This is a genomic window from Tessaracoccus bendigoensis DSM 12906, from assembly GCF_900141915.1.
Classification (GTDB): Bacteria; Actinomycetota; Actinomycetes; order Propionibacteriales; family Propionibacteriaceae; genus Arachnia; species Arachnia bendigoensis.
Genome location: NZ_FQZG01000004.1, coordinates 60,517 through 80,334 on the forward strand (window position 1 = coordinate 60,517; position 19,818 = coordinate 80,334).

15 protein-coding genes are annotated in these 19,818 nt (G+C 65.3%); 12 read left to right on the forward strand and 3 right to left on the reverse strand.

What is annotated here, in order from left to right:
* The first annotated feature begins 96 nt into the window (after positions 1–96).
* The 3 genes from recA (at position 97) to rny (ending at position 3,479) form a co-directional block, all read left to right on the forward strand.
* On the forward strand, positions 97–1,140 hold the full coding sequence (recA, locus tag BUC15_RS00860) for a recombinase RecA (RefSeq protein ID WP_073185518.1): 1,044 nt from the start codon (positions 97–99) through the stop codon (positions 1,138–1,140).
* A complete protein-coding gene (locus BUC15_RS00865) occupies positions 1,124–1,651 on the forward strand; it encodes a regulatory protein RecX (RefSeq protein WP_073185520.1) in 528 nt (175 codons plus the stop codon). The genes recA and BUC15_RS00865 overlap by 17 nt, the downstream gene beginning before the upstream one ends.
* 220 nt (positions 1,652–1,871) lie before the next feature.
* Positions 1,872–3,479 (forward strand): ribonuclease Y, encoded by a 1,608-nt coding sequence (rny, locus tag BUC15_RS00870; protein ID WP_073185523.1) that lies wholly within the window; start codon positions 1,872–1,874, stop codon positions 3,477–3,479.
* Here rny and BUC15_RS00875 read toward each other — a convergent pair.
* Complete coding sequence (locus BUC15_RS00875; RefSeq protein WP_073185525.1) at positions 3,476–4,351, reverse strand: aldose epimerase family protein; 876 nt, start codon at positions 4,349–4,351, stop codon at positions 3,476–3,478. The genes rny and BUC15_RS00875 overlap by 4 nt on opposite strands.
* 421 nt (positions 4,352–4,772) lie before the next feature.
* On the opposite strand from BUC15_RS00875, the gene miaB reads away from it, so the two are divergent.
* Together miaB and BUC15_RS00885 are read left to right on the forward strand one after the other, a co-directional pair.
* Complete coding sequence (gene miaB / locus BUC15_RS00880) at positions 4,773–6,245, forward strand: tRNA (N6-isopentenyl adenosine(37)-C2)-methylthiotransferase MiaB (RefSeq protein ID WP_073185527.1); 1,473 nt, start codon at positions 4,773–4,775, stop codon at positions 6,243–6,245.
* A 38-nt stretch (positions 6,246–6,283) separates the two neighbouring features.
* Complete coding sequence (locus BUC15_RS00885; protein WP_139280039.1) at positions 6,284–9,355, forward strand: GDSL-type esterase/lipase family protein; 3,072 nt, start codon at positions 6,284–6,286, stop codon at positions 9,353–9,355.
* 101 nt (positions 9,356–9,456) lie between these two features.
* Here the strand turns inward: BUC15_RS00885 and BUC15_RS00890 are convergent, their stop codons facing one another.
* Positions 9,457–9,633, reverse strand: coding sequence for an antitoxin (locus BUC15_RS00890; protein WP_084189245.1), 177 nt, complete (start codon positions 9,631–9,633; stop codon positions 9,457–9,459).
* Between the two features lie 99 nt (positions 9,634–9,732).
* On the opposite strand from BUC15_RS00890, the gene miaA reads away from it, so the two are divergent.
* From miaA to BUC15_RS00910, 4 genes are all read left to right on the forward strand, one after another.
* Positions 9,733–10,647 (forward strand): tRNA (adenosine(37)-N6)-dimethylallyltransferase MiaA, encoded by a 915-nt coding sequence (gene miaA / locus BUC15_RS00895; RefSeq protein WP_073185533.1) that lies wholly within the window; start codon positions 9,733–9,735, stop codon positions 10,645–10,647.
* Positions 10,648–10,664: 17 nt separating this feature from the next.
* A complete protein-coding gene (dapF, locus tag BUC15_RS00900; RefSeq protein WP_073185536.1) occupies positions 10,665–11,480 on the forward strand; it encodes a diaminopimelate epimerase in 816 nt (271 codons plus the stop codon).
* A gap of 103 nt (positions 11,481–11,583) precedes the next feature.
* The gene (gene hflX, locus BUC15_RS00905) at positions 11,584–12,999 is read left to right on the forward strand and encodes a GTPase HflX (RefSeq protein WP_084189255.1); all 1,416 of its coding nucleotides are present in this window, start codon (positions 11,584–11,586) and stop codon (positions 12,997–12,999) included.
* 67 nt (positions 13,000–13,066) lie between these two features.
* Positions 13,067–14,983, forward strand: a complete 1,917-nt coding sequence (locus BUC15_RS00910) for an ATP-dependent DNA helicase (protein ID WP_084189256.1) — start codon at positions 13,067–13,069, stop codon at positions 14,981–14,983.
* 4 nt (positions 14,984–14,987) lie between these two features.
* Here the strand turns inward: BUC15_RS00910 and lexA are convergent, their stop codons facing one another.
* A complete protein-coding gene (gene lexA / locus BUC15_RS00915) occupies positions 14,988–15,716 on the reverse strand; it encodes a transcriptional repressor LexA (RefSeq protein WP_073185544.1) in 729 nt (242 codons plus the stop codon).
* A 396-nt stretch (positions 15,717–16,112) separates the two neighbouring features.
* On the opposite strand from lexA, the gene BUC15_RS20960 reads away from it, so the two are divergent.
* The 3 genes from BUC15_RS20960 to BUC15_RS00925 all read left to right on the forward strand — a co-directional run bounded on the left by BUC15_RS20960 (position 16,113) and on the right by BUC15_RS00925 (position 19,796).
* The gene (locus BUC15_RS20960; RefSeq protein WP_281249240.1) at positions 16,113–16,238 is read left to right on the forward strand and encodes a hypothetical protein; all 126 of its coding nucleotides are present in this window, start codon (positions 16,113–16,115) and stop codon (positions 16,236–16,238) included.
* 158 nt (positions 16,239–16,396) lie between these two features.
* Positions 16,397–16,909, forward strand: coding sequence for a transcriptional regulator NrdR (nrdR, locus tag BUC15_RS00920; protein ID WP_084189246.1), 513 nt, complete (start codon positions 16,397–16,399; stop codon positions 16,907–16,909).
* Between the two features lie 58 nt (positions 16,910–16,967).
* Positions 16,968–19,796: a vitamin B12-dependent ribonucleotide reductase gene (locus tag BUC15_RS00925; protein WP_073185546.1), complete on the forward strand. Its 2,829-nt coding sequence runs from the start codon at positions 16,968–16,970 to the stop codon at positions 19,794–19,796.
* Positions 19,797–19,818 lie beyond the last annotated feature (22 nt).

A 19,818-nucleotide genomic window follows, 5' to 3' on the forward strand; every position in this document is an offset into this window, starting at 1 on the left:
TTAGAGACTCGGTGCAAGATTGTCTGAGCTCCTTCCTACAGTGATTGTCGACGACACCAACTGGCCCACCCGGGTCAGCCCGAGGAAGGAAACCCCATGGCCGTTGCAGACCGGAACAAGGCGCTCGAGGCAGCGCTCGCGCAGATTGAAAAGGCCCATGGCAAGGGCTCAGTGATGCGGCTGGGTGAGGAATCCCGCCAGCCGATGGATGTCATCCCCACCGGTTCGGTGGCGCTGGATGTTGCACTCGGGGTCGGTGGCCTGCCGCGCGGCAGGGTCGTGGAGATCTACGGGCCGGAGTCGAGCGGTAAGACAACGGTTGCGCTGCACGCGGTTGCCAATGCACAGCGCGACGGCGGCATCTGCGCCTTCATCGACGCGGAGCATGCGCTCGATCCCGATTACGCCCACAAGTTGGGCGTCAACACGGACGAACTGTTGGTGTCACAGCCAGACAACGGCGAACAGGCGTTGGAGATTGCCGACACGCTCGTGCGTTCCGGCGCGTTGACCCTTGTCGTGATCGACTCCGTGGCCGCCCTGACACCCCGTGCCGAGATCGAAGGCGAGATGGGCGACTCGCATGTGGGGCTCCAGGCCCGCCTGATGAGCCAGGCGCTGCGGAAGATGACGGGCGCGCTGAAAACGACCAACACCACAGCCATCTTCATCAACCAGTTGCGCGAGAAGATCGGCGTGATGTTCGGCAGCCCCGAGACCACGACCGGTGGTCGCGCGCTAAAGTTTTACTCCTCGGTCCGCCTCGACGTGCGCCGGATCGAGACGCTCAAGGACGGCACCGACATGGTCGGCAACCGGACAAGGGTGAAGGTGGTCAAGAACAAGGTCGCCCCACCGTTCAAGCAGGCCGAGTTCGACATCATCTACGGCGAGGGGATCTCCCGCGAGGGCAGCCTGATCGACATGGGTGTCGATGCCGGCATCATCCGTAAGGCTGGTGCCTGGTTCACCTACGAGTCCGACCAGCTGGGTCAGGGCAAGGAGAACGCCCGCAACTTCCTCCGCAACAACCCCGATGTGGCCGACGAGATCGAGCGGCGCATCCGCCTGCATCTCGGCGTGGACAAGGCCGACGTTCCAGACGGGGTCAACCCGGAGACCGGTGAAGTTGACTTCTGACCAGCCGACCGAGGAGCGGGCCACCCAACTGGAGGTGGCCCGTCGGATCGCACTGGACCAACTCGCGGTCCGGCAGCGCTCGTCGAAGGAACTGCGCGACGCACTCGCGAAACGCAACGTGCCCGAAGATGTCGCGGAGGAGATCCTGCAGCGATTCACGGCGGTGGGGCTGCTCGACGACGCGGCCTTCGCACAGGCTCTCACCCAGTCCCGGTGCCGAAACGGAATGCGTGGCAAGGCCCGGATCCGTCAGGAACTGAGGGAGAAGGGGGTCGACAGGGAGACCGCCGAGGAGGCAGTGGCGCAACTGGCACCTGAAGACGAGTATGAAGCGGCCCTGGCACTGGCACGTCGGCGGGCAGTCGCTATGGCCAGGTTGGAGCCCCATGTCATGAGGAGGCGACTCGCCGGTCAGTTGGCACGCAGGGGGTTCTCGGGAAGCGTCGTCGGATCGGTGATCGCGGTTGTCACAGACGCCGACCCGGTTGAGTTTTCCACAGGTGAGCAATAGGCTCGGTGGTCAAGGTCACAGAACCCCGCATGAACTGACGGCCAGCCCCCGCTGGCCGGTTGAACCGATATTTCTCCAAGCGGCGCTTGCGCCGAATGAAAATCAGTAGCCCGTCGGCGCTCGCCGAGAGCCGATTCGGTCACCCGCCCCCGGTGGTGGGTCGCCGCCGTCGCCAGTGCGTATCCCTGTGTCCGGAACAATCCGACAGGAGGAGAAGCGCATGCCCGAACTTGGTTGGCTGCTGGCGGGCGTAGCGCTGGTGTGTGCCATCGTTCTCGCGCTGCTCCTGGCCCGGATCTCTCGGGCGGTGCGCGCCGAGCGGGCCAACCTGGGTGAGCGGTTAGCCAAGGAGCGTTCCGAGATCAGGGCCTCTGTTCAGGAGAGCGCGGACCTGCTGCGTGCCGACGCAGAACGAGCCCTTGAAGAGGCCCGGAGCCGGGCCCGGGACCTGGTGGATGCCGCCGAGCAACGACGTGCCGACGTCGAGTCTGGATTGTCGGCCAAGCGTGCCGAACTGAGGGAGGAGCGCGGTGCGCTTGAGCGCAGGGAATCACGGTTGCAGGATCGCGAGGACCGCATCTCCGTCGACACGCAGGCTCTGGCGACCCGTTCCGAGCGTGTCGAGGCTCAGCGCCTGCACGTGAGAGCCGGACGGGAGCAACTCGTGGCAGACCAGGAGCGCGTCGCCTCGGAACTGCAGCGGGTCGCTGGCCTCTCCGTCGAGGAAGCCAAGCACGAGATCCTCGCGGATGCGGAGCGCCAGGCTAAGTTGTCCGCCACGGCGATCGCGCGCGAGATTGAGGCGACCGCCAGGCGAGAGGCCGACCGGTTGGCGCGCTCGATCATCGTCACCGCCATCCAGCGCGTCGCATCCGAGCAGACCAACGAGTCCGTGGTGAGCACCGTCCATCTTCCCAGTGACGAGATGAAGGGGCGGATCATCGGGCGCGAGGGCCGAAACATCCGGGCTTTCGAGCAGATCACTGGGGTCAACATCCTGATCGACGACACCCCTGAGTCCGTGTTGCTGAGCAGCTTCGACCCGGTAAGGCGCGAGACGGCAAGGCTCACCCTGGTTGACCTAGTGGCCGACGGCCGCATCCATCCGGCTCGGATCGAAGAGGTCTACGACCGGAGCCAGCGTCAGATGGGGGAGCGGATCGTCCGCGCCGCCGAGGATGCGCTCACCGAGGTCGGCATCGTCGACCTGCATCCGGACCTGATCCCGATCCTCGGGTCGCTGGCCTACCGGACCTCCTACGGGCAGAACGTGCTGCGGCACCTGGTCGAGAGCGCGCACCTTGCCGGGGTCATGGCGGCGGAACTCGGGCTGGAGGTCACGGTCGTCAAGCGGGCCGCGTTCCTGCACGACATCGGAAAGGCTCTGACCCACGAGGTGGAGGGGCCACACGCCCTCATCGGAGCCGAACTCCTACGCAAGCACGGTGAGCATGAGGACGTGGTGCACGCCGTGGAGGCGCACCACAATGAAGTGGAGCCGCACACCGTGGAAGCGGTGCTGGTGCAGGCAGCCGACGCCATCTCGGGGTCCCGGCCCGGCGCCAGGCGCGAGTCGCTCGAGGCTTATGTGGAGCGGATGGAGAACCTGGAACACATCGCCACGGCCCACGACGGGGTCATGCGTGCGTACGCGATGCAGGCGGGGCGTGAGGTCCGGGTGATGGTCGCCCCCGAGGCGATCGACGACGCGGCGGCCCAGGTGCTGGCCCGCGACATCGCCCAAGAGGTCGAGAAGAACCTCAGCTACCCGGGGCAGATCCGCATCACCGTGGTGCGGGAATCACGGGCGACCGAGACCGCGCATTAGCTGACGCGGATTCCCCAGACGGAGCGGCTGCGCTCACCCGGTTCCAGGACGATGACCGAGTCGTGGGTCGGGCCCTCGTTGAAGGCATCCGGGCCACAGGTCATCGGTTCGATCGCCATAGCATCGCGGGTGGGCGTGGTGAACACCTGCGCCCATGGCAAGGTCTCGTCAGCCCAGAAAACCACCTTGTGGACTGGGGTTTCGAGCGTGATCTCCCAGTCGCCGATCGGGTCGACGAAGGCGGTGTCGAAAACTGTCGCTCCCACCGGTCGCGGCTCCACGAAGTCGTGCTCGGAGGAGACCGGTTCGATGCTGATGGGAAGCAGCCGCTCGGGATCGACGACCAGTTCGCTGCGGAAGGGGAGCGTCAGGCGCGAGTTCGTGAGATCGGCGGCCACATAGGGGTGGGCCCCGTAGCCGTAGGGGACGGGGACGGCGCCCACGTTGTGGGCCTCTACAGCGACGGTCAACCCTGACTCGTCGAGGCTGTGCGTGACCTCAACGTCGAGCACCCCGTTCCAACCCTGCTGGGGGTAGATCGTGGTGGCGAGGGTGACTGCGGACTCGGAATGCGCAACGAGACGCCAGGCCATCGCGGACCCCAGTCCGTGCAGAGCAGTGTTCCTGCGCACCTCGGAGATCGCGAGCTGGTGCTCAACGCCATTGAAGGTGTAGCGGCCGTCACGGATGCGGTTGGGCCACGGCACCAGTTGCCTGCCCTTCGACGCTGGGGCTTCGGTTTCGGCGAAGTTCCAGAGAATCTCCGTGCCTTCGAAGTGGAGGCTGCGGAGGAAGGATCCGACCTCGGTGACCACGGCGCCGTACTGGCGGGAGGAGATCGGGAACTGCTTGCCGGTCGGAAGAGTCGTCATGGCTGAAGCCTAGCCTCGTCTGCACTGACCGGGCGCTCTTGCGCCGCTACCTGGGGTATGTCTGGTTACCAGCGCTGTTGCCTCGATACCAGGGGTATGCCTGGTTACCAGCGGTGTTTCGCTGGTGTTGAGCGTTTGTGTTGGTGTCGGCGTCGGAGAGCAGGTGGGCGCGTCACCAAGGTTGTGTTCCGGTTACCAGCGCTCTGGCGCGGTTACCAGGGTTGTGTCTGGTTACCTGCGGTGTTTCGCTGGTGTTGAGCGTTTGTGTTGGTGTCGGCGTCGGAGAGCAGGTGGGCGCGGCGTCTGCCGAGCGTTCTTGCTGGTGACGGTGTCGGGGACGGGGCCGACTCGTCACCGGGTGGGTGCCGTCTTGTAGTGGCGTTGCGCCAAGGCCGCTGCCGCCGACTACCATGGTCGGGCTATGACTATCGAGCGCACCTACCACGTCATCACCTACGGGTGTCAGATGAACGTCCACGATTCCGAGCGGATCAGCGGGCTCCTGGAAGAGGCGGGCCTGAAGCGGGCCGACGCCGAAGCGAGCCAGGCGCTCGGGGCCGGTGCCGACGTCGTGGTGTTCAACACGTGCGCGGTGAGGGAGAACGCCGACAACCGTCTCTACGGCAACCTCGGACACATGGCCAGCGTCAAGGCCAGGCATCCAGGCATGCAGATTGCGGTGGGTGGCTGCATGGCACAGAAGGACCGAGACATCATCGTGCGGAAAGCACCGTGGGTCGATGTCGTTTTCGGCACCAACAATGTCGGAGCGCTGCCGCGCCTCCTGGAACGTGCGCGCGTCGAGAAGGAATCCCAGGTCGAGATAGAGGAGGCCCTGGAGACCTTCCCAAGCAACCTGCCAAGTCGGCGTGAGTCGCCGTATTCGGCGTGGGTGTCGGTGAGCGTCGGCTGCAACAACACCTGCACTTTCTGCATCGTGCCGGCACTGCGAGGGAAGGAATCCGACCGCCGCCCGGGCGATATTCTCGCTGAGATCGAGATGCTGGTCGGCCAGGGCGTCCAGGAGATCACCCTGCTGGGGCAGAACGTCAATGCCTACGGGGTGGAGTTCGGTGATCGTCGTGCCTTCGCGAAACTGCTGCGCGCCTGTGGCGGTGTCGAGGGACTCGAACGGGTGCGCTTCACCTCGCCTCACCCGAAGGACTTCACCGACGATGTCATCGAGGCCATGGCCGAGACCCCCAATGTGATGCCCCAGTTGCACATGCCGCTGCAGTCGGGATCCGACGCCATCCTGAAGTCGATGCGTCGGTCCTACCGTTCAGAGCGGTTCCTCGGCATCCTCGACCGGGTCAGGGAGGCGATGCCGGAAGCCGCGATCACCACGGACATCATCGTCGGGTTCCCGGGGGAGAGCGAGGACGACTTCCAGGCCACCATGGAGGTGGTGCGTCAAGCGAGGTTCTCTGCGGCCTTCACCTTCCAGTACTCAATCCGTCCTGGCACGCCGGCTGCAACGATGCCCCACCAGGTACCCAAGCCCGTCGTGCAGGACCGCTACGAGCGACTCGTCGAGTTGGTCAACGACCTGGCCTGGCAGGAGAACCGACGCCTCGTCGGCAAAGAGGTCGAGGTCATGTTCGCCACCGGTGAGGGCCGCAAGGACGCCGAGACGCACCGGTTGAGCGGCCGGGCCAGGGACAACCGGCTCGTGCACGTCGCCGTTCCCGCTTCGGCGGACGATCGACCTCGTCCTGGCGACATCGCCACGGTGAGGATCACCCATGCCGCCCCTCACCACCTGAACGCCGACGACGGCTTCAAGGAGTTGCGGCGCACCAGGGGTGGAGACGCGTGGGAAGCGGCCACAAGCGGGCCGAAGGCCGAAGGCATCGGGCTGGGCATGCCGGGCGTCGGCCTGCCCGTGGCTTGATCCTTATCGATCTGGACCGTCGCTGAGATGCGCCGTCCGTGAGTCAATCTCTCGGAAAGAAGCCGGGGGAGCGGCGTAGGCGCGATGCTCGCGCCTGTGAAACCGATCCGCAGGTCCTCAGCAAGGCACCGACGACTGCCGCACCCACACTGGTGCTGGGCGCCCTGATCGTGTCGGGGGCGGGCCGGGCCGAAGTTGCTTCCCGACAGACGCTGGGCTGGGGCTTCGCGGCGAGGGCCTCTGCGTCCGAGTTCGACGGCACCAGACACGACGGCTTGTGGAACTCCTCCCACGCCGACGTCGCGGGTTCGGCGGCTCTTTCGGCCGGTACGGTGCAGGTTTCCTTCACGCCCAGGAGCGCGGCAGGGAGGCAGACCATAGCCCATTTCTACAGTTCTGCGGTCCCGGAAAGCGGTGTGATTCTGGGTATCGACGCTACGTCGATCTTCTGGCGCGTCGGGGCTGACGAAGTGACGGTTCCCGTCTCGCTTACCTTGAACCGGGCGCACCAGATCCATGCGACGGTCACCGAGGGAAGGCTGCGGATCTTCCTCGACGCCAGCCCTGTGTATTTCGGCGATTCGATCGGTTTTCTCGCATCGGTGGCCGGAGTGAATTCATTCGACATCGGTGGCCGAAACACAGGCGGTCAGGACTCCTACGCGGACTTCTTCACCGGCACCCTGCAACGCCTGACGGTGTTGGATGGGCCGCTGACGCCCAGTGAGATGAAGACGGTCAACCAGAACAACCGGTTCCCGGTGGCGCTGGATGACTTCTCGGCTCTGGCGGCTCAGGTGTCGCCGACCAAGATTGCCCCTGCAACCTGGGTGTTCACCGGCGACTCGATCACGAATGGCAATGTACACACCTACGGCATGCGATCCTGGAGCGAGCAGTTCGCCCAGCGATTGGTAGAAATCGGTCTCGGGGATGACACGGTGATCAACACCGGTATCTCGGGCGACACCTCTGTGGCGACCTCGACGACACTGGGCGTCAACACCCGTTTCGAGGACAGGGTCGGCGCCTATGATCCGGACGTGGTCGTGGTGATGCTCGGCATGAACGATTCATCGACCGCTTTGGGGATCGCCCGCGAGACCTACCTCGCAAACATGGGTGAGATCGTCGACAAGATCCGTGAGGTGGGTGCAACGCCCGTTCTTGCCGCCTCGAACCCGATCTGCTCGGAGGCCGAGGCTGGTCAGAGGAGCGCATATCCTGCCTATGTGCAGGGCCTGCGGGCTCTCGCGGCCTCGAAGCAAGTCGTCTTGGTCGATCACTTCGCCGACTGGTTGACCCAGCCCGGTGGTGCGATGCCGACGGCGTGGTTCGGGGATGCCATCCACCCCAACGGCCTCGGGCACTGGCAGCTCACGCGCACACTGTTCCAGACGATCGGGGGCTGGGATCCTGCGAGCGGGATCGGGGCGGAGTCCGACACCCCCGTCAATGGATTCATCGAGGGCTCCGCACTTGAACTGCCTCTCACGACCGCCCTCACGCAGAGCTACGGCTACGGCTTCTGCGGTGCTTTCGATGGCTCCCGTGTTGAGGATCGATCCGTCGACCTCGCCGCATATCCCATGCACCGGCAGTTCGAGGGCACATACGCGGTGAAGTTCACCACCAGCAGCGCCGCGACAGGGGTATTGCTGGGTATCAGCGACTCGACCCGCTCGGACACCGCGCTGACGATCAGGAGCGTGGCCGGTGGGGTGCGGGCGCTCATCACCCGTGGGGGGATGGTCCTGCTCGACCTCGACTCCGGGGACTTGGGGCTCGCCGATGGTGCCCAGCACACCGTCATGCTCTCCGCAGGCAACGGCACCACCCGCCTGACTGTCGACGGCAGGGTCGTCGGCTTCTCCGCCACGCAGAGGTTCGGCGCCGACGCGGGCTCGGCCGACACCCTGACCGTCGGTGCTCTGAAGAACGACTCAGGTACCTCGACGGGGTTCGTGGGGAGCATCGCTTGGGTCTACGCGCTGACTGAACCGACGGAGCCGGTCCAGCAGTTCACCCTGACCGGCGGCAACGCCGTGAGTCGGTCGGCGGACCTTACGCAACTCCTGGGCACGTTGTCACAGACGGGGGCGTCGTGGCAGCAGTTCGAGTCGCGGCCGATCACGATCCTGACGGAGGATCTACAGGCCCCGAGCGGCGGATGGCGGCGCTGGACCGACAATCTGCAGGAACTCCATCGGGGTGAGCGGAACTACCGCCAGGATTACGTTGTCACGGTAAATCCTGGAGCGACCTCGGTGTCGGCGAGAGTCGGATGGTTCCTGGCACAGGGCAGGCTCTCCGCCTCACGGATGGTCATCCTCCAGGCGCTCGACGCGGACCTCGCCGCAGCGGGCGAAGCCTCCAGCTACCGGACTCTGCTGACCGGAGCCGTCACCACGCTTCGCAGTGCCACCAGGTTGCCGGTCCTCATGACTTCGGTGACGGCCGACGCCGAAACGAACTCGGCCATGCGGTGCGCCGCGGCGGCCAGCGGGGCCGTGCTGATCGATTCAGAGGCTGAGGCGCTCCAGGTCGGCTCGGGAGCGGTCCCCGCCTCTTGGCTGAAGGCAGATGAGCTCAGCGCACTAGGACACGAGCGGGTCACGTTCCGGGTCCTGAAGGATCTCGGTATCTGGGCCGGATCCGACAGCCTGGCGGACTCCCATCCGCTCGCCCCGGCGAGGGGTGTGCTCGCCGTCCCTGGCGGAGCTCTGACGGTCAAGGCCGGTGGCAGTGTAGTGGTGCCGGTCAGCGTCGCCATCGACGGCACCGCCCACGATGTCGCTTTCGGCATCCACGCAGCCGGTGGCGCAGCCGAAGTGACAGACATCAGCGGCGCCACAGTGTCCGGTTCGACGGGACGTGACGCCAACCTGTCGATCGGCGGTGCGCACAGCGGGACGGTGCAGGCGGTGGCGACCGTGAGGGTCCCCGCAGATGCGGTCGTCGGAAGCACGGTCCAGGTTGTGATCAACGCCTCGCTCGGCAACCAGCGGGCACGGTTCCCCGGCAAGGTGGTGAACCTGTCGGTGGTCTGCGGGGACACTTCCATGCCACTGAGGGAGGCGGGTTCACGCAACGAGAGGACTGGACCCTAAACAGCCTCGTGATGTTCCGACGCTGACACGCTGAGGACCGCCTGCGTGGGGCGGTCCTCAGGCTCAGATACTCCTCGGCACGCCGGCCAGCGCCGGGTGACCTACTGCCCGGTCAACTTGTCGAGTTGCTCCTTGGCAAGGTCCTGGACCTGATCGACCTGATCGGCGAACTTGTCCCCGGTCTTCTCGTCCACCAGATCGCCGGCCTGCTCGATACCGGCCTCGATCTTGTCCTCGTGTTCCTTGGCGAGATCGCCGAGGTTGTCGAGAATGCCCATTTGACGCTTCCTTTCGCTGGATACCGCTGCTGAGCACATTGTTGCGGCTGCAGGGGGCGTCGGGCGACGATTCGGGAAGCTGGTGGCACACTTGGCTGCGTGTCCACCCCGCTGATCGTGCTCGTCGGCCCCACCGCAACCGGCAAGTCAGGCCTAGCGGTCGACATTGCGCAGCGGCTGGCGGCCGAGGGGCGGCCGGCCGAGATCATCAACGCGGACTCCATGCTCATCTACCGCGGCATGGACATCGGCACCGCGAAACCCACGCTGGACCAACGCGGAGGCGTGCCGCACCACCTCATCGACATCGCTGACGTGACCGAGACCGCTTCGGTGGCCGGTTTCCAGGGCCGGGCGAGAGAAGTCATCGCGGGCCTCAGGGGCCGTGGCATCGTCCCCATCCTCGTGGGCGGATCCGCGCTGTACACCCGTGCCATCACCGACGTCTTCGACTTCCCCGGCTCCGACGACGAGGTCCGCGCAAGGTGGGAGGCCGAACTGGAGCGTGTGGGAGCGGTCGAACTCCACCGTCAACTGGCTTTGAGGGCACCTGAGTCGGCGGCCAAGATCGAACCCGGAAACGGGCGCCGCACCGTCCGGGCGCTCGAGGTGCTGGAACTGACGGGCGGACACCATCCGCACATCCCTGAGTGGACCTATGCGCTGGACGACGTGCACCAGTTCGGCCTGAACCTCGACCGGCAGGAACTCGACGCCCGGATCGATGCCCGGGTCGACCAGATGTGGGATGAAGGCCTCGTGGACGAGGTTCGCGGGCTCCTGGAAGTCGGACTCCGTGACGGTCTCACCGCCGTGCGGGCCATCGGTTACCGTCAGGTCGTCGACTTCCTTGACGGCCACGTCACCGAGGAAGAAGCAAGGACGGCGGTGAAGAAGAAGACGCGTACGTTCTTCAGGAAGCAACTCGGTTGGTACCGACGTGACCCGAGGATCGTATGGCTGGACGCAAAGCGGCCGGACAACGTGTCCCTGGTGATCTCACAGGTAGACTGAAGGGCCAGGAGGTCGTGATGCGCAGGTACAGCTTCCACAAGGGCCACGCGACAAAGAATGATTTCATCGTTCTCGATGATTCTTACGGCATGCATGAGATGCAGCCTGACTTCATCCAGGTGCTGACCGACAGGCACTCGGGGGTCGGCGCCGACGGGGTGATCCGTGTCGTCCGCGCGGGCAGCGTCCGGGAGTGGAGCGGAGATCCCAATCTCTGGTTCATGGACTACTACAACGCCGATGGCAGCGTCGCGGAAATGTGCGGCAACGGTCTCAGGGTGTTTGCCAGGCACCTCATCAACGAACAACTCGTTACCTCCAGCTCGTTCGATGTGGCGACCAGGGCTGGGATCAAGCACGTCGAGATCAGCAGGTTCGGCCTCATCAGCACCGATATCGGCGAGGCGCTGGTCATGGACGAGACGGTGACTGTGAGGCTTGGGGACAGGGAATGGGCGGCCGACAAGGTCGACGTGGGCAACCCGCACGCGGTGGTGTTCGTGTCGGATGGGGCACTCGACCGGCTCATGCTCCACTCCGCCCCAACGTGGGCTCCGTCCGATGCGTTCCCTGACGGGGCCAATGTCGAGTTCGTACACATCGACGGGCCCGGCACGCTCTCCATGAGGGTGTTCGAGCGTGGTGTGGGCGAGACCTTGAGCTGCGGAACCGGGGTGGTCGCTTCAGCGGCCGCCTACCGCAGACGGAGCGGTTTCGAGGGCACCATCGCCGTCACCGTCCCCGGCGGGGAGCTGTCCGTGGCCTTCGACGGCGACAGGGCACTGCTCACCGGGCCCGCCGTCATCATCGGCCGTGGGGAGTTCTGGATCTGACACGGCAGGTGACCAGGTGGAGGTGATGATCGGCGCGACTTGTCCACAGGCTTAGCGCAGCCGCTTGGCCGCGGCAGATCCGGCTGGGACAATGGATTCCAACATGACTGATTTTTACCCCGAAGAAGAGTTCGACGTCGGAGACGAGAACTACGACGGCGACCAGGTTGATCTCGCCGCTAGGCATTCACTGCGCCGTGTCGCGGGGATGCGCACCGAGCTGGAAGACGTCACCGAGGTCGAGTACCGACAGCTGCGTCTGGAGCGCGTCGTCCTGGTCAGTGTCTGGACCACGGGCACGGAGCAGGACGTCGACAACGCGATGGCAGAACTCAAGCTCCTGGCCGAGACCGCGGGCTCGGAGGTCCTGGAAGCCCTCGTGCAGCGTCGTTCCCACCCCGACCCGGCAACCTACATCGGCCGGGGCAAAGTCGAGGAGGTGGCCGAGGTGGTGCGTGCCACCGGAGCCGACACGGTGATCTGCGACGGCGAGCTGGAACCCGCCCAACTGCGTAACCTTGAAGACCGGATCAAGGTAAAGGTGGTCGACCGCACCGCCTTGATCCTCGACATCTTCGCCCAGCATGCAAAGAGCGCCGAAGGCAAGGCGCAGGTTGAGCTGGCCCAACTCCAGTACCTGAAGCAACGCCTGCGCGGTTGGGGTGGCAACTTGTCACGGCAGGCCGGCGGCCGTGCGGCAGGCGGCGCCGGGATCGGTGGGCGTGGCCCAGGTGAGACCAAGATCGAAACGGACCGCCGTCGGATCAAGACGCGTATTTCGCAACTGCGTCGTCGGCTCCGCGAGATGGATGCCACCCGCGAGGGCAAGCGCGCCGAACGTCGCAGAAACCAGGTGCCGTCGGTGGCCATCGTCGGCTACACGAATGCCGGGAAGTCGTCGCTGCTCAACCGGCTCACTGGAGCGGGCGTCCTTGTCGAGGACGCGCTGTTCGCCACGCTGGACCCGACGACCAGGCGCACCGAGACCAGCGACTCGCGGATCTACACCCTCACCGACACCGTCGGGTTCGTGCGCCATCTTCCGCACGACCTCGTCGAGGCATTCCGGTCCACGCTGGAGGAATCGGCCCTGGCCGATCTGCTGCTGCACGTGGTGGACGCCTCCGATCCCGACCCTGAGGGGCAGATCGCTGCGGTCAACACCGTGCTGACCGAGATCGGGGCATCGCAGGTGCCCGAGTTGCTGGTGCTCAACAAGGCCGATCTTGCGGATGAGCCCACCCTGTTGGCACTGCGCGCCAATCACCCAGAGGCCGTCGTGGTGTCGGCTCGCACGGGCGAAGGCATTGAGGAACTGCGGGCAACCCTTGAAGACCGGCTGCCCCGCCCCGAGGTCGAGATCACGGCGCTGGTGCCGTATTCACGAGGTGACCTCGTGGACCGTATCCACAAGGCCGGGATCATCCAGGTGCTCGAGCACACCGGTGAGGGCACCCTCGTGACGGCCAGGGTCAAGCCCGACCTGGCAGGCGACCTGCAGGCCTTCGCCCGTGACTGACCACTCCCGTGTTCTCGCCGCCGCAGTCGGCGAGATCCACGGGCAGGCGCGTCCCGGCCAGCAGTTGATGGCCGAGTCGGTCGCGGACGCGCTCGAATCCGGGGTGCATCTGCTCGTGCAGGCAGGTACCGGCACCGGCAAGTCGCTCGGCTACCTCGCCCCGGCGCTTGCCAGGTGCGTCGACACCGATGAGCGGCTCATCGTCGCCACGGCGACGCTGGCGCTCCAGGCCCAGCTCGCGGACAAGGACATCCCGACAGCCCTCGACGCCATCGAGGAGGTGACCGGGACCAGGCCGAAGGCCGCGATCCTCAAGGGGAGAGCCAACTACGCCTGCCTCTACCGCTCTCGCTCAGGCGGGGACCTCGACCAGGATTCCCTCATCGGCAGCGCTGCGCTGGCCGATGCCGTCGCCGGGTCCAGAGCCGACGATGTCAGCAAGCTCGGTGCGGAGGTGCTGGCACTGCGGGAATGGGTTGAAGAGGAGGCGGAGCGCGGAGGGTTGGCCGACCGCGATGACGCTCCCACCCACACCGCCCGTGGCTGGGCCCAGGTGTCGATTCCAAGCCGGGAGTGTCTCGGCGTCGCGTCCTGCCCGTTCGGGGCCGAGTGCTTCGTCGAAGCGTCTCGTGAGGAGGCAAGAGGCGCCCAGTTGGTCGTCACCAACCACGCGCTGCTGGCGATCAACGCCATGCACGGTGGCACCGCCCTCCCTGAGCATTCTGCGCTCATCATCGATGAGGCACACGAGCTGGCCAGCCGCATCACCACCGCTGCGACAGACGAGCTCACGCCTTCCCTGGTGGAGCGAACCGCTCGCCGCGTCCTCAGCTGGCTCGACGACGATCTGGCAACCGACTTCCTCGACCAGTCCGACGTGCTGCGTGCGGCGCTTGACGAGTCGGAACTAACCAGGATCACCTCGGCGTCCGCGCCTCTTCCCTACGCGGCGGCCCAGCTGCGTGACGTCTCCCGCAAGGTCGTCAGCGTTCTAGGGAAGGTCACCGACGACCCGGAACGTCAGCAGGCGGGCTCGGCGGTGAAGGCGATCTTCGACGTCGCCGAACGAATCGCCGCGCTAGCCGACGCTGATGTGGTGTGGGTCACCCAGTCAGAGGTCATGGGCCGTGCCGCCCTCGTCGCTCCGCTGAATGTCTCCGGGCTACTCCGGAACCAGGTCTTCGCCGAGACCACCACCGTCCTCACCTCGGCGACGTTGACACTCGGGGGCGCGTTCGAGCCGGCCGCGGCGGCCGTCGGGCTCGCGGGGGCAGACCGGCTGGCTCCGGGTGCGGAGCCTGCGGACGCGTTCGCCTGGTCGGGGCTCGATGTCGGGTCGCCCTTCGACTATGCGCAGCAGGGCATCCTCTACGTCGCCAAACGACTTCCACCACCGGGAAGGGACGGGATGCACGTCGAGACACTGGCGGAGGTCGCCCAATTGGTATGGGCAGCGGACGGTCGGACCCTCGGCCTGTTCGCTTCGCGTCGCGCGGCGGAGCAGGCCACCGAGTACTGCCGTCGGGAACTGCCCGGTCGAACTATCCTGTGCCAAGGCGACGCTCAGCTCTCAGAGCTCACCCGTCGGTTCATCGCAGAGCCGGAAACGTCACTGTTCGGCACCTTGTCGCTGTGGCAGGGCGTCGACGTCCCCGGTGACACGTGCCAGTTGGTGATCATCGACAAGATCCCGTTCCCCAGGCCCGACGATCCGCTGATGCAGGCCAGGAAGAAAGCGGTCGACGACGCGGGAGGCAATGGCTTCATGTCGGTGGCCGCGACGCACGCGGCTCTGTTGCTCGCGCAGGGTGCCGGTCGGCTGATCCGGCGAACGGACGACAGAGGCGTGGTTGCGATGCTGGACCCGAGGCTCGTCACCGCCCGTTACGGGTCGTTTCTCAAGACATCCCTGCCCGGCTTCTGGATGACCACCGACGGTGACCTCGCGGTGAGGGCCCTGCGACGTCTGCGCGGCGAGGAGTAGAGACTCAGAGCCTTCGCATCACCGCGACGACCTTGCCCATGATCTGGGCGTGTGTGCCGTCGATGGGGGAGTAGAGCTCATTGTGTGGCAACAGCCACACCTGGCCGTCGCTGCGGCTGAAGGTCTTGACCGTTGCCTCGTCGTCGAGCAGGGCCGCCACGATGTCGCCGTTTCGAGCGTCGTTCTGCCTGCGCACGACTACCCAGTCACCATCACAGATCGCGGCGTCGACCATCGAGTCGCCGTGGACCTCTAGCATGAACACCTCGCCGTCGCCCACGAGTTGTTGAGGCAGCGCGAAGACGTCGTCTACCTGCTGTTCGGCCAGGATGGGGCCACCGGCGGCGATCCGGCCCAGCAGGGGGGCGCTGACCGACCTGGGTGACGTGTCGTAGTGCTGCTCCGGTGGCAGGCTCTCGCCATCCGGCAGCTGGACGACGACCGCGCGCGGTCGGTTCGGGTCTCGCCTCAGGAAGCCCTTCTCTTCGAGCACCTTGAGCTGATAGGCGACCGAAGAAGTCGAAGCCAGACCGGCCCGGCTGGCCACCTCTCGGATGCTCGGGGGGTAGCCGACCTCTTCGATGGACTGGCGGATCACCTGGAGGATGGCCATCTGCCTCCGGGTCAGACCGTGCCGGTTCTCCGGGCCGTCGGGAAGCACCGTGATGTCGGCGAGTTCCTCAGCGAGTGAGGCGTTGGATGGTCGGCCGCGGCGGGGCGTCTTGTCAGGCATGAACTCACCCTACCGGACGCAGCGAACGCCTGTTCGAAAAGAACCCGGCGTGTCGCTGGTGCCAGTTTTGTCAGACCCGTCTGTTTGCGTGGTTCCATGCGGTCGGAGAGCAACTCGAACGGGTGTTCCAATTTGCAGCTACGGCCGCTAGACTTCAATTCGAACGGTTGTTCTAGTGTGAGAGGAGTGGTCTCCATGGCCGCGGAAGTTTCCCAAGAGGTCGTCAAGGTCGGCAGGCGTCGCGTCGCCACCTCCCCGGGTGCTCGTCCCGGTCTCCGTCTGCCGCAGGTCAGGCCTAAGCGTCGGGGCTTTGCGGGGAGGCCGGTTGCGGTAGCCTCGTGCAATGTCTCTCGGGTTCCCCGGGTGTCGGCTTGGGTGGCGGTCAGAGTTGCACTGGTGGCAGCGTTGACGGTGGCAGGTGGAGCCGTCTCCGTGGCCCGGATCACGGCCGACATGGCGCCGGATCCGGCGCGTCAGTATGTCGCCGGCGACCCGGCGTGGGCGCATGTAACTCAGCCGTGATCGGTTCCGCGGTGGGGTTGTGCAGGGCGACCGCTAGGCCTAAGATCCCTATATCTAGTAGTTCCACGGCTGCCGCCACACTATAACTTGTGGTTTATGGTGCGAAGTGGCACCGTGGTACCCCTGTTGGGAATCTTCGAAGGTTGGTCGGCTGAATCATGCATTGCCCGTTCTGCAGGCACGGTGACACCAAGGTGTCCGACTCCCGTGCCACCGAGGATGGCTCGGCCATCCGACGCAGACGTGCCTGCCCCATGTGTGAGCGCAAGTTCACGACCGTGGAGCAGATCGTGCTGACCGTGGTGAAGCGGTCGGGTGTCGTCGAGGCGTTCAGCCGAGACAAGGTCATCCGGGGCGTGTCGAAGGCGTGCAAGGGCCGTCCGGTTACCCCGGCCCAGCTGGCCTCCCTCGCGCAGAGGGTCGAAGAATCGCTGAGGTCCTCCGGTCTTGCCGAGATCCCGTCCGAGAAGATCGGCGTGGCCATCCTTGGCCCGTTGGAGGAACTCGACGCGGTGGCTTACCTTCGCTTCGCGAGCGTCTACAAGAACTACGACTCGGTAGACGACTTCCAACGGGAGATCGATGCGCTGAAGCTCAGTGCGGCGCTGGTTACGTCACGGGGGCCCGAGGTCCTGGTAGGCGCGCTGAGCCAGGAACCTTTGATCAGCTGAGCCGTCTCAGGCCCACAACACCACCACTGCATCCACGAATAATCCGGAGGGGATATACATGACCGCGACAACAACCCGCGCTGGACGCCGCAAGACCGGCGACGAGGCCACCGGAAGGGGCTTGACCATCGAGCGGGTCTTCACTACGGCAGGTGTCCACCCTTACGATGAGGTGGAATGGGACCGCCGCGACGTGGTGCAGACCAACTGGAAGAGTGGGGAGACGGTCTTCGAGCAGCACGGGGTCGAGTTCCCATCCTCGTGGAGCGTCAACGCCTCCACCATCGTCACCACCAAGTATTTCCGTGGTGCGCTCGGCACCGAGCAACGCGAGTCCAGCCTCAAGACGCTCATCGACCGCGTAGTCAAGAGCTACGCGAAGGCCGGGTCCGACTTCGGCTATTTCGCCACGGACGCCGATGCCGAGATCTTCGAGCACGAGCTCACCTGGATGCTGCTCAACCAGTACTTCTCGTTCAACTCGCCCGTCTGGTTCAACGTCGGCACCCCATCGCCGCAGCAGGTCAGCGCCTGTTTCATCTTGTCGGTCGATGACTCGATGGAGTCGATCCTGAACTGGTACAAGGAAGAGGGGTTCATTTTCAAGGGCGGCTCAGGTGCCGGCCTGAACCTGTCTCGGATCCGTTCGTCGAAGGAACTCCTCAGCTCCGGAGGTACCGCCTCCGGCCCGGTCTCATTCATGCGTGGCGCCGACGCCTCGGCCGGTACGATCAAGTCCGGTGGGGCGACCCGTCGCGCCGCGAAGATGGTGGTCCTCGACGTCGACCACCCCGACATCGTCGAGTTCGTCGAGACGAAAGCGCGTGAAGAGGACAAGATCCGCGCCCTGCGTGACGCCGGCTTCGACATGGACCTCGGCGGCAGGGACATCGTCTCGGTGCAGTACCAGAATGCAAACAACTCCGTGCGCGTCACCGATGAGTTCATGACCGCGGTCGAGCAGGGCGGCGCGTTCGGGCTGCGCGCCCGCCACGACGGCTCGGTGATCGAGGAGATCGACGCCAAGGGGCTTTTCCGTAAGATCGCCAAGGCCGCCTGGGAGTGCGCCGATCCGGGCATCCAGTACCACGACACGATCAACGTCTGGCACACCAACCCGGAGACGGGACCCATTACCGCCTCCAACCCGTGCTCCGAATACATGAGCCTCGACAATTCGTCGTGCAACCTCGCCTCGCTCAACCTGCTGAAGTTCCTGAAGCCGGACGGCGCCTTCGACGTGGAGTTGTTCGTCAAAGCCGTCGAGTTGATCATCACCGCGATGGACATCTCGATCTGTTTCGCGGACTTCCCGACCGAGCCGATCGGTGAGACCACCCGCAACTTCCGCCAACTTGGGATCGGCTACGCCAACCTCGGCGCGCTCCTGATGGCGATGGGTAAGGGTTACGACACCGACGGCGGCCGCTCCACCGCCGCCGCCATCACGTCGATCATGACGGCCACGTCTTATCGTCGCAGCGCCGAACTCGCCGCTGTGGTCGGTCCTTACAACGGCTACGCCGTCAACGCGGACGCCCACCAGCGCGTGATGCGCAAGCATCAGGCCGCAAACGACGACCTCCGGGTTTTGGCAGACGATCGTCAGCTGCACTCGGTCGCCACGCGTGAATGGGACCTTGTGGTGTCGACCGGAGCTGAGAACGGCTTCCGCAACGCCCAGGCGTCCGTGCTGGCTCCCACCGGCACCATCGGCTTCATGATGGACTGCGACACCACCGGTGTCGAACCCGATTTCTCGCTCGTCAAGTTCAAGAAGCTCGTCGGTGGCAGTTCCATGCAGATCGTCAACCAGACGATCCCACGCGCCCTGAAGCGTCTCGGCTACAACGCCGACGAGATCGAGGCGATCGTGGAGTTCATCAGCGGCCACGGCCACGTCGTCGGGGCTCCCGGGCTCGCGGCTGAGCATTACGAGGTGTTCGACACCGCCATGGGCGCCCGCGCCATCAAGCCGATGGGGCATGTGCGCATGATGGCAGCGGTCCAGCCGTTCCTCTCGGGAGCCATCTCCAAGACGGTTAACCTGCCTGAGTCGGCCACGATCGAGGAGATCGAGGACGTCTACCTGCAGGGTTGGAAACTCGGCCTGAAGGCGCTGGCCGTGTACCGCGACAACTGCAAGGTCGGCCAGCCGCTGTCCGATGCGAAGAAGGACACCGCGGAGAAGAAGGTCGAGCCGGAGATCCGCATCGAATACCGCCCGAAGCGTCAGCGGCTGCCGAAGTCGCGTTCGGGTCGCACGACCAGCTTCTCCGTCAACGGGGCCGAAGGCTACATGACCTCCGGCGCCTACCAGGATGGCCGCCTCGGTGAAGTGTTCCTCAAGCTCGGTAAGCAGGGCTCAACCCTCGCCGGTGTGATGGATGCCTTCTCGATCGCCGTGTCGATCGGCCTCCAGTACGGAGTGCCGCTGGAGAGTTTCGTGCAGAAGTTCACGAACCTGAAGTTCGAGCCGGCTGGCATGACCGACGACCCGGACATCCGGATCGCCCAGTCGTTCATGGACTACATCTTCCGTCGTCTCGCGCTGGACTACCTGACCTTCGACGACCGGTCCGAGCTCGGCATCTACACCGCTGCGGAGCGGGCCCGTTACGTCGAGACGGGCTCCTACCTTTCGGAGGAGGACGAGGCGAACATGCCGGAATCCGAATCCCTGCGCAACGATGCCGGTGACAACTTCAATGTGGACGGCGCCCGCCAGCCTTCGCTGTTGGACGCCCACACCACCGCGGAGTTGATGGAGGCGTTGGGTGTGGCTGAGGTCGACGCGCCGTTGTGCATGACCTGTGGCACCAAGATGCGGCCTTCGGGTTCCTGCTACGTGTGTGAAGGGTGTGGGTCGACCAGCGGCTGCAGTTGATGAAAGTGCTCACTGAGATGGC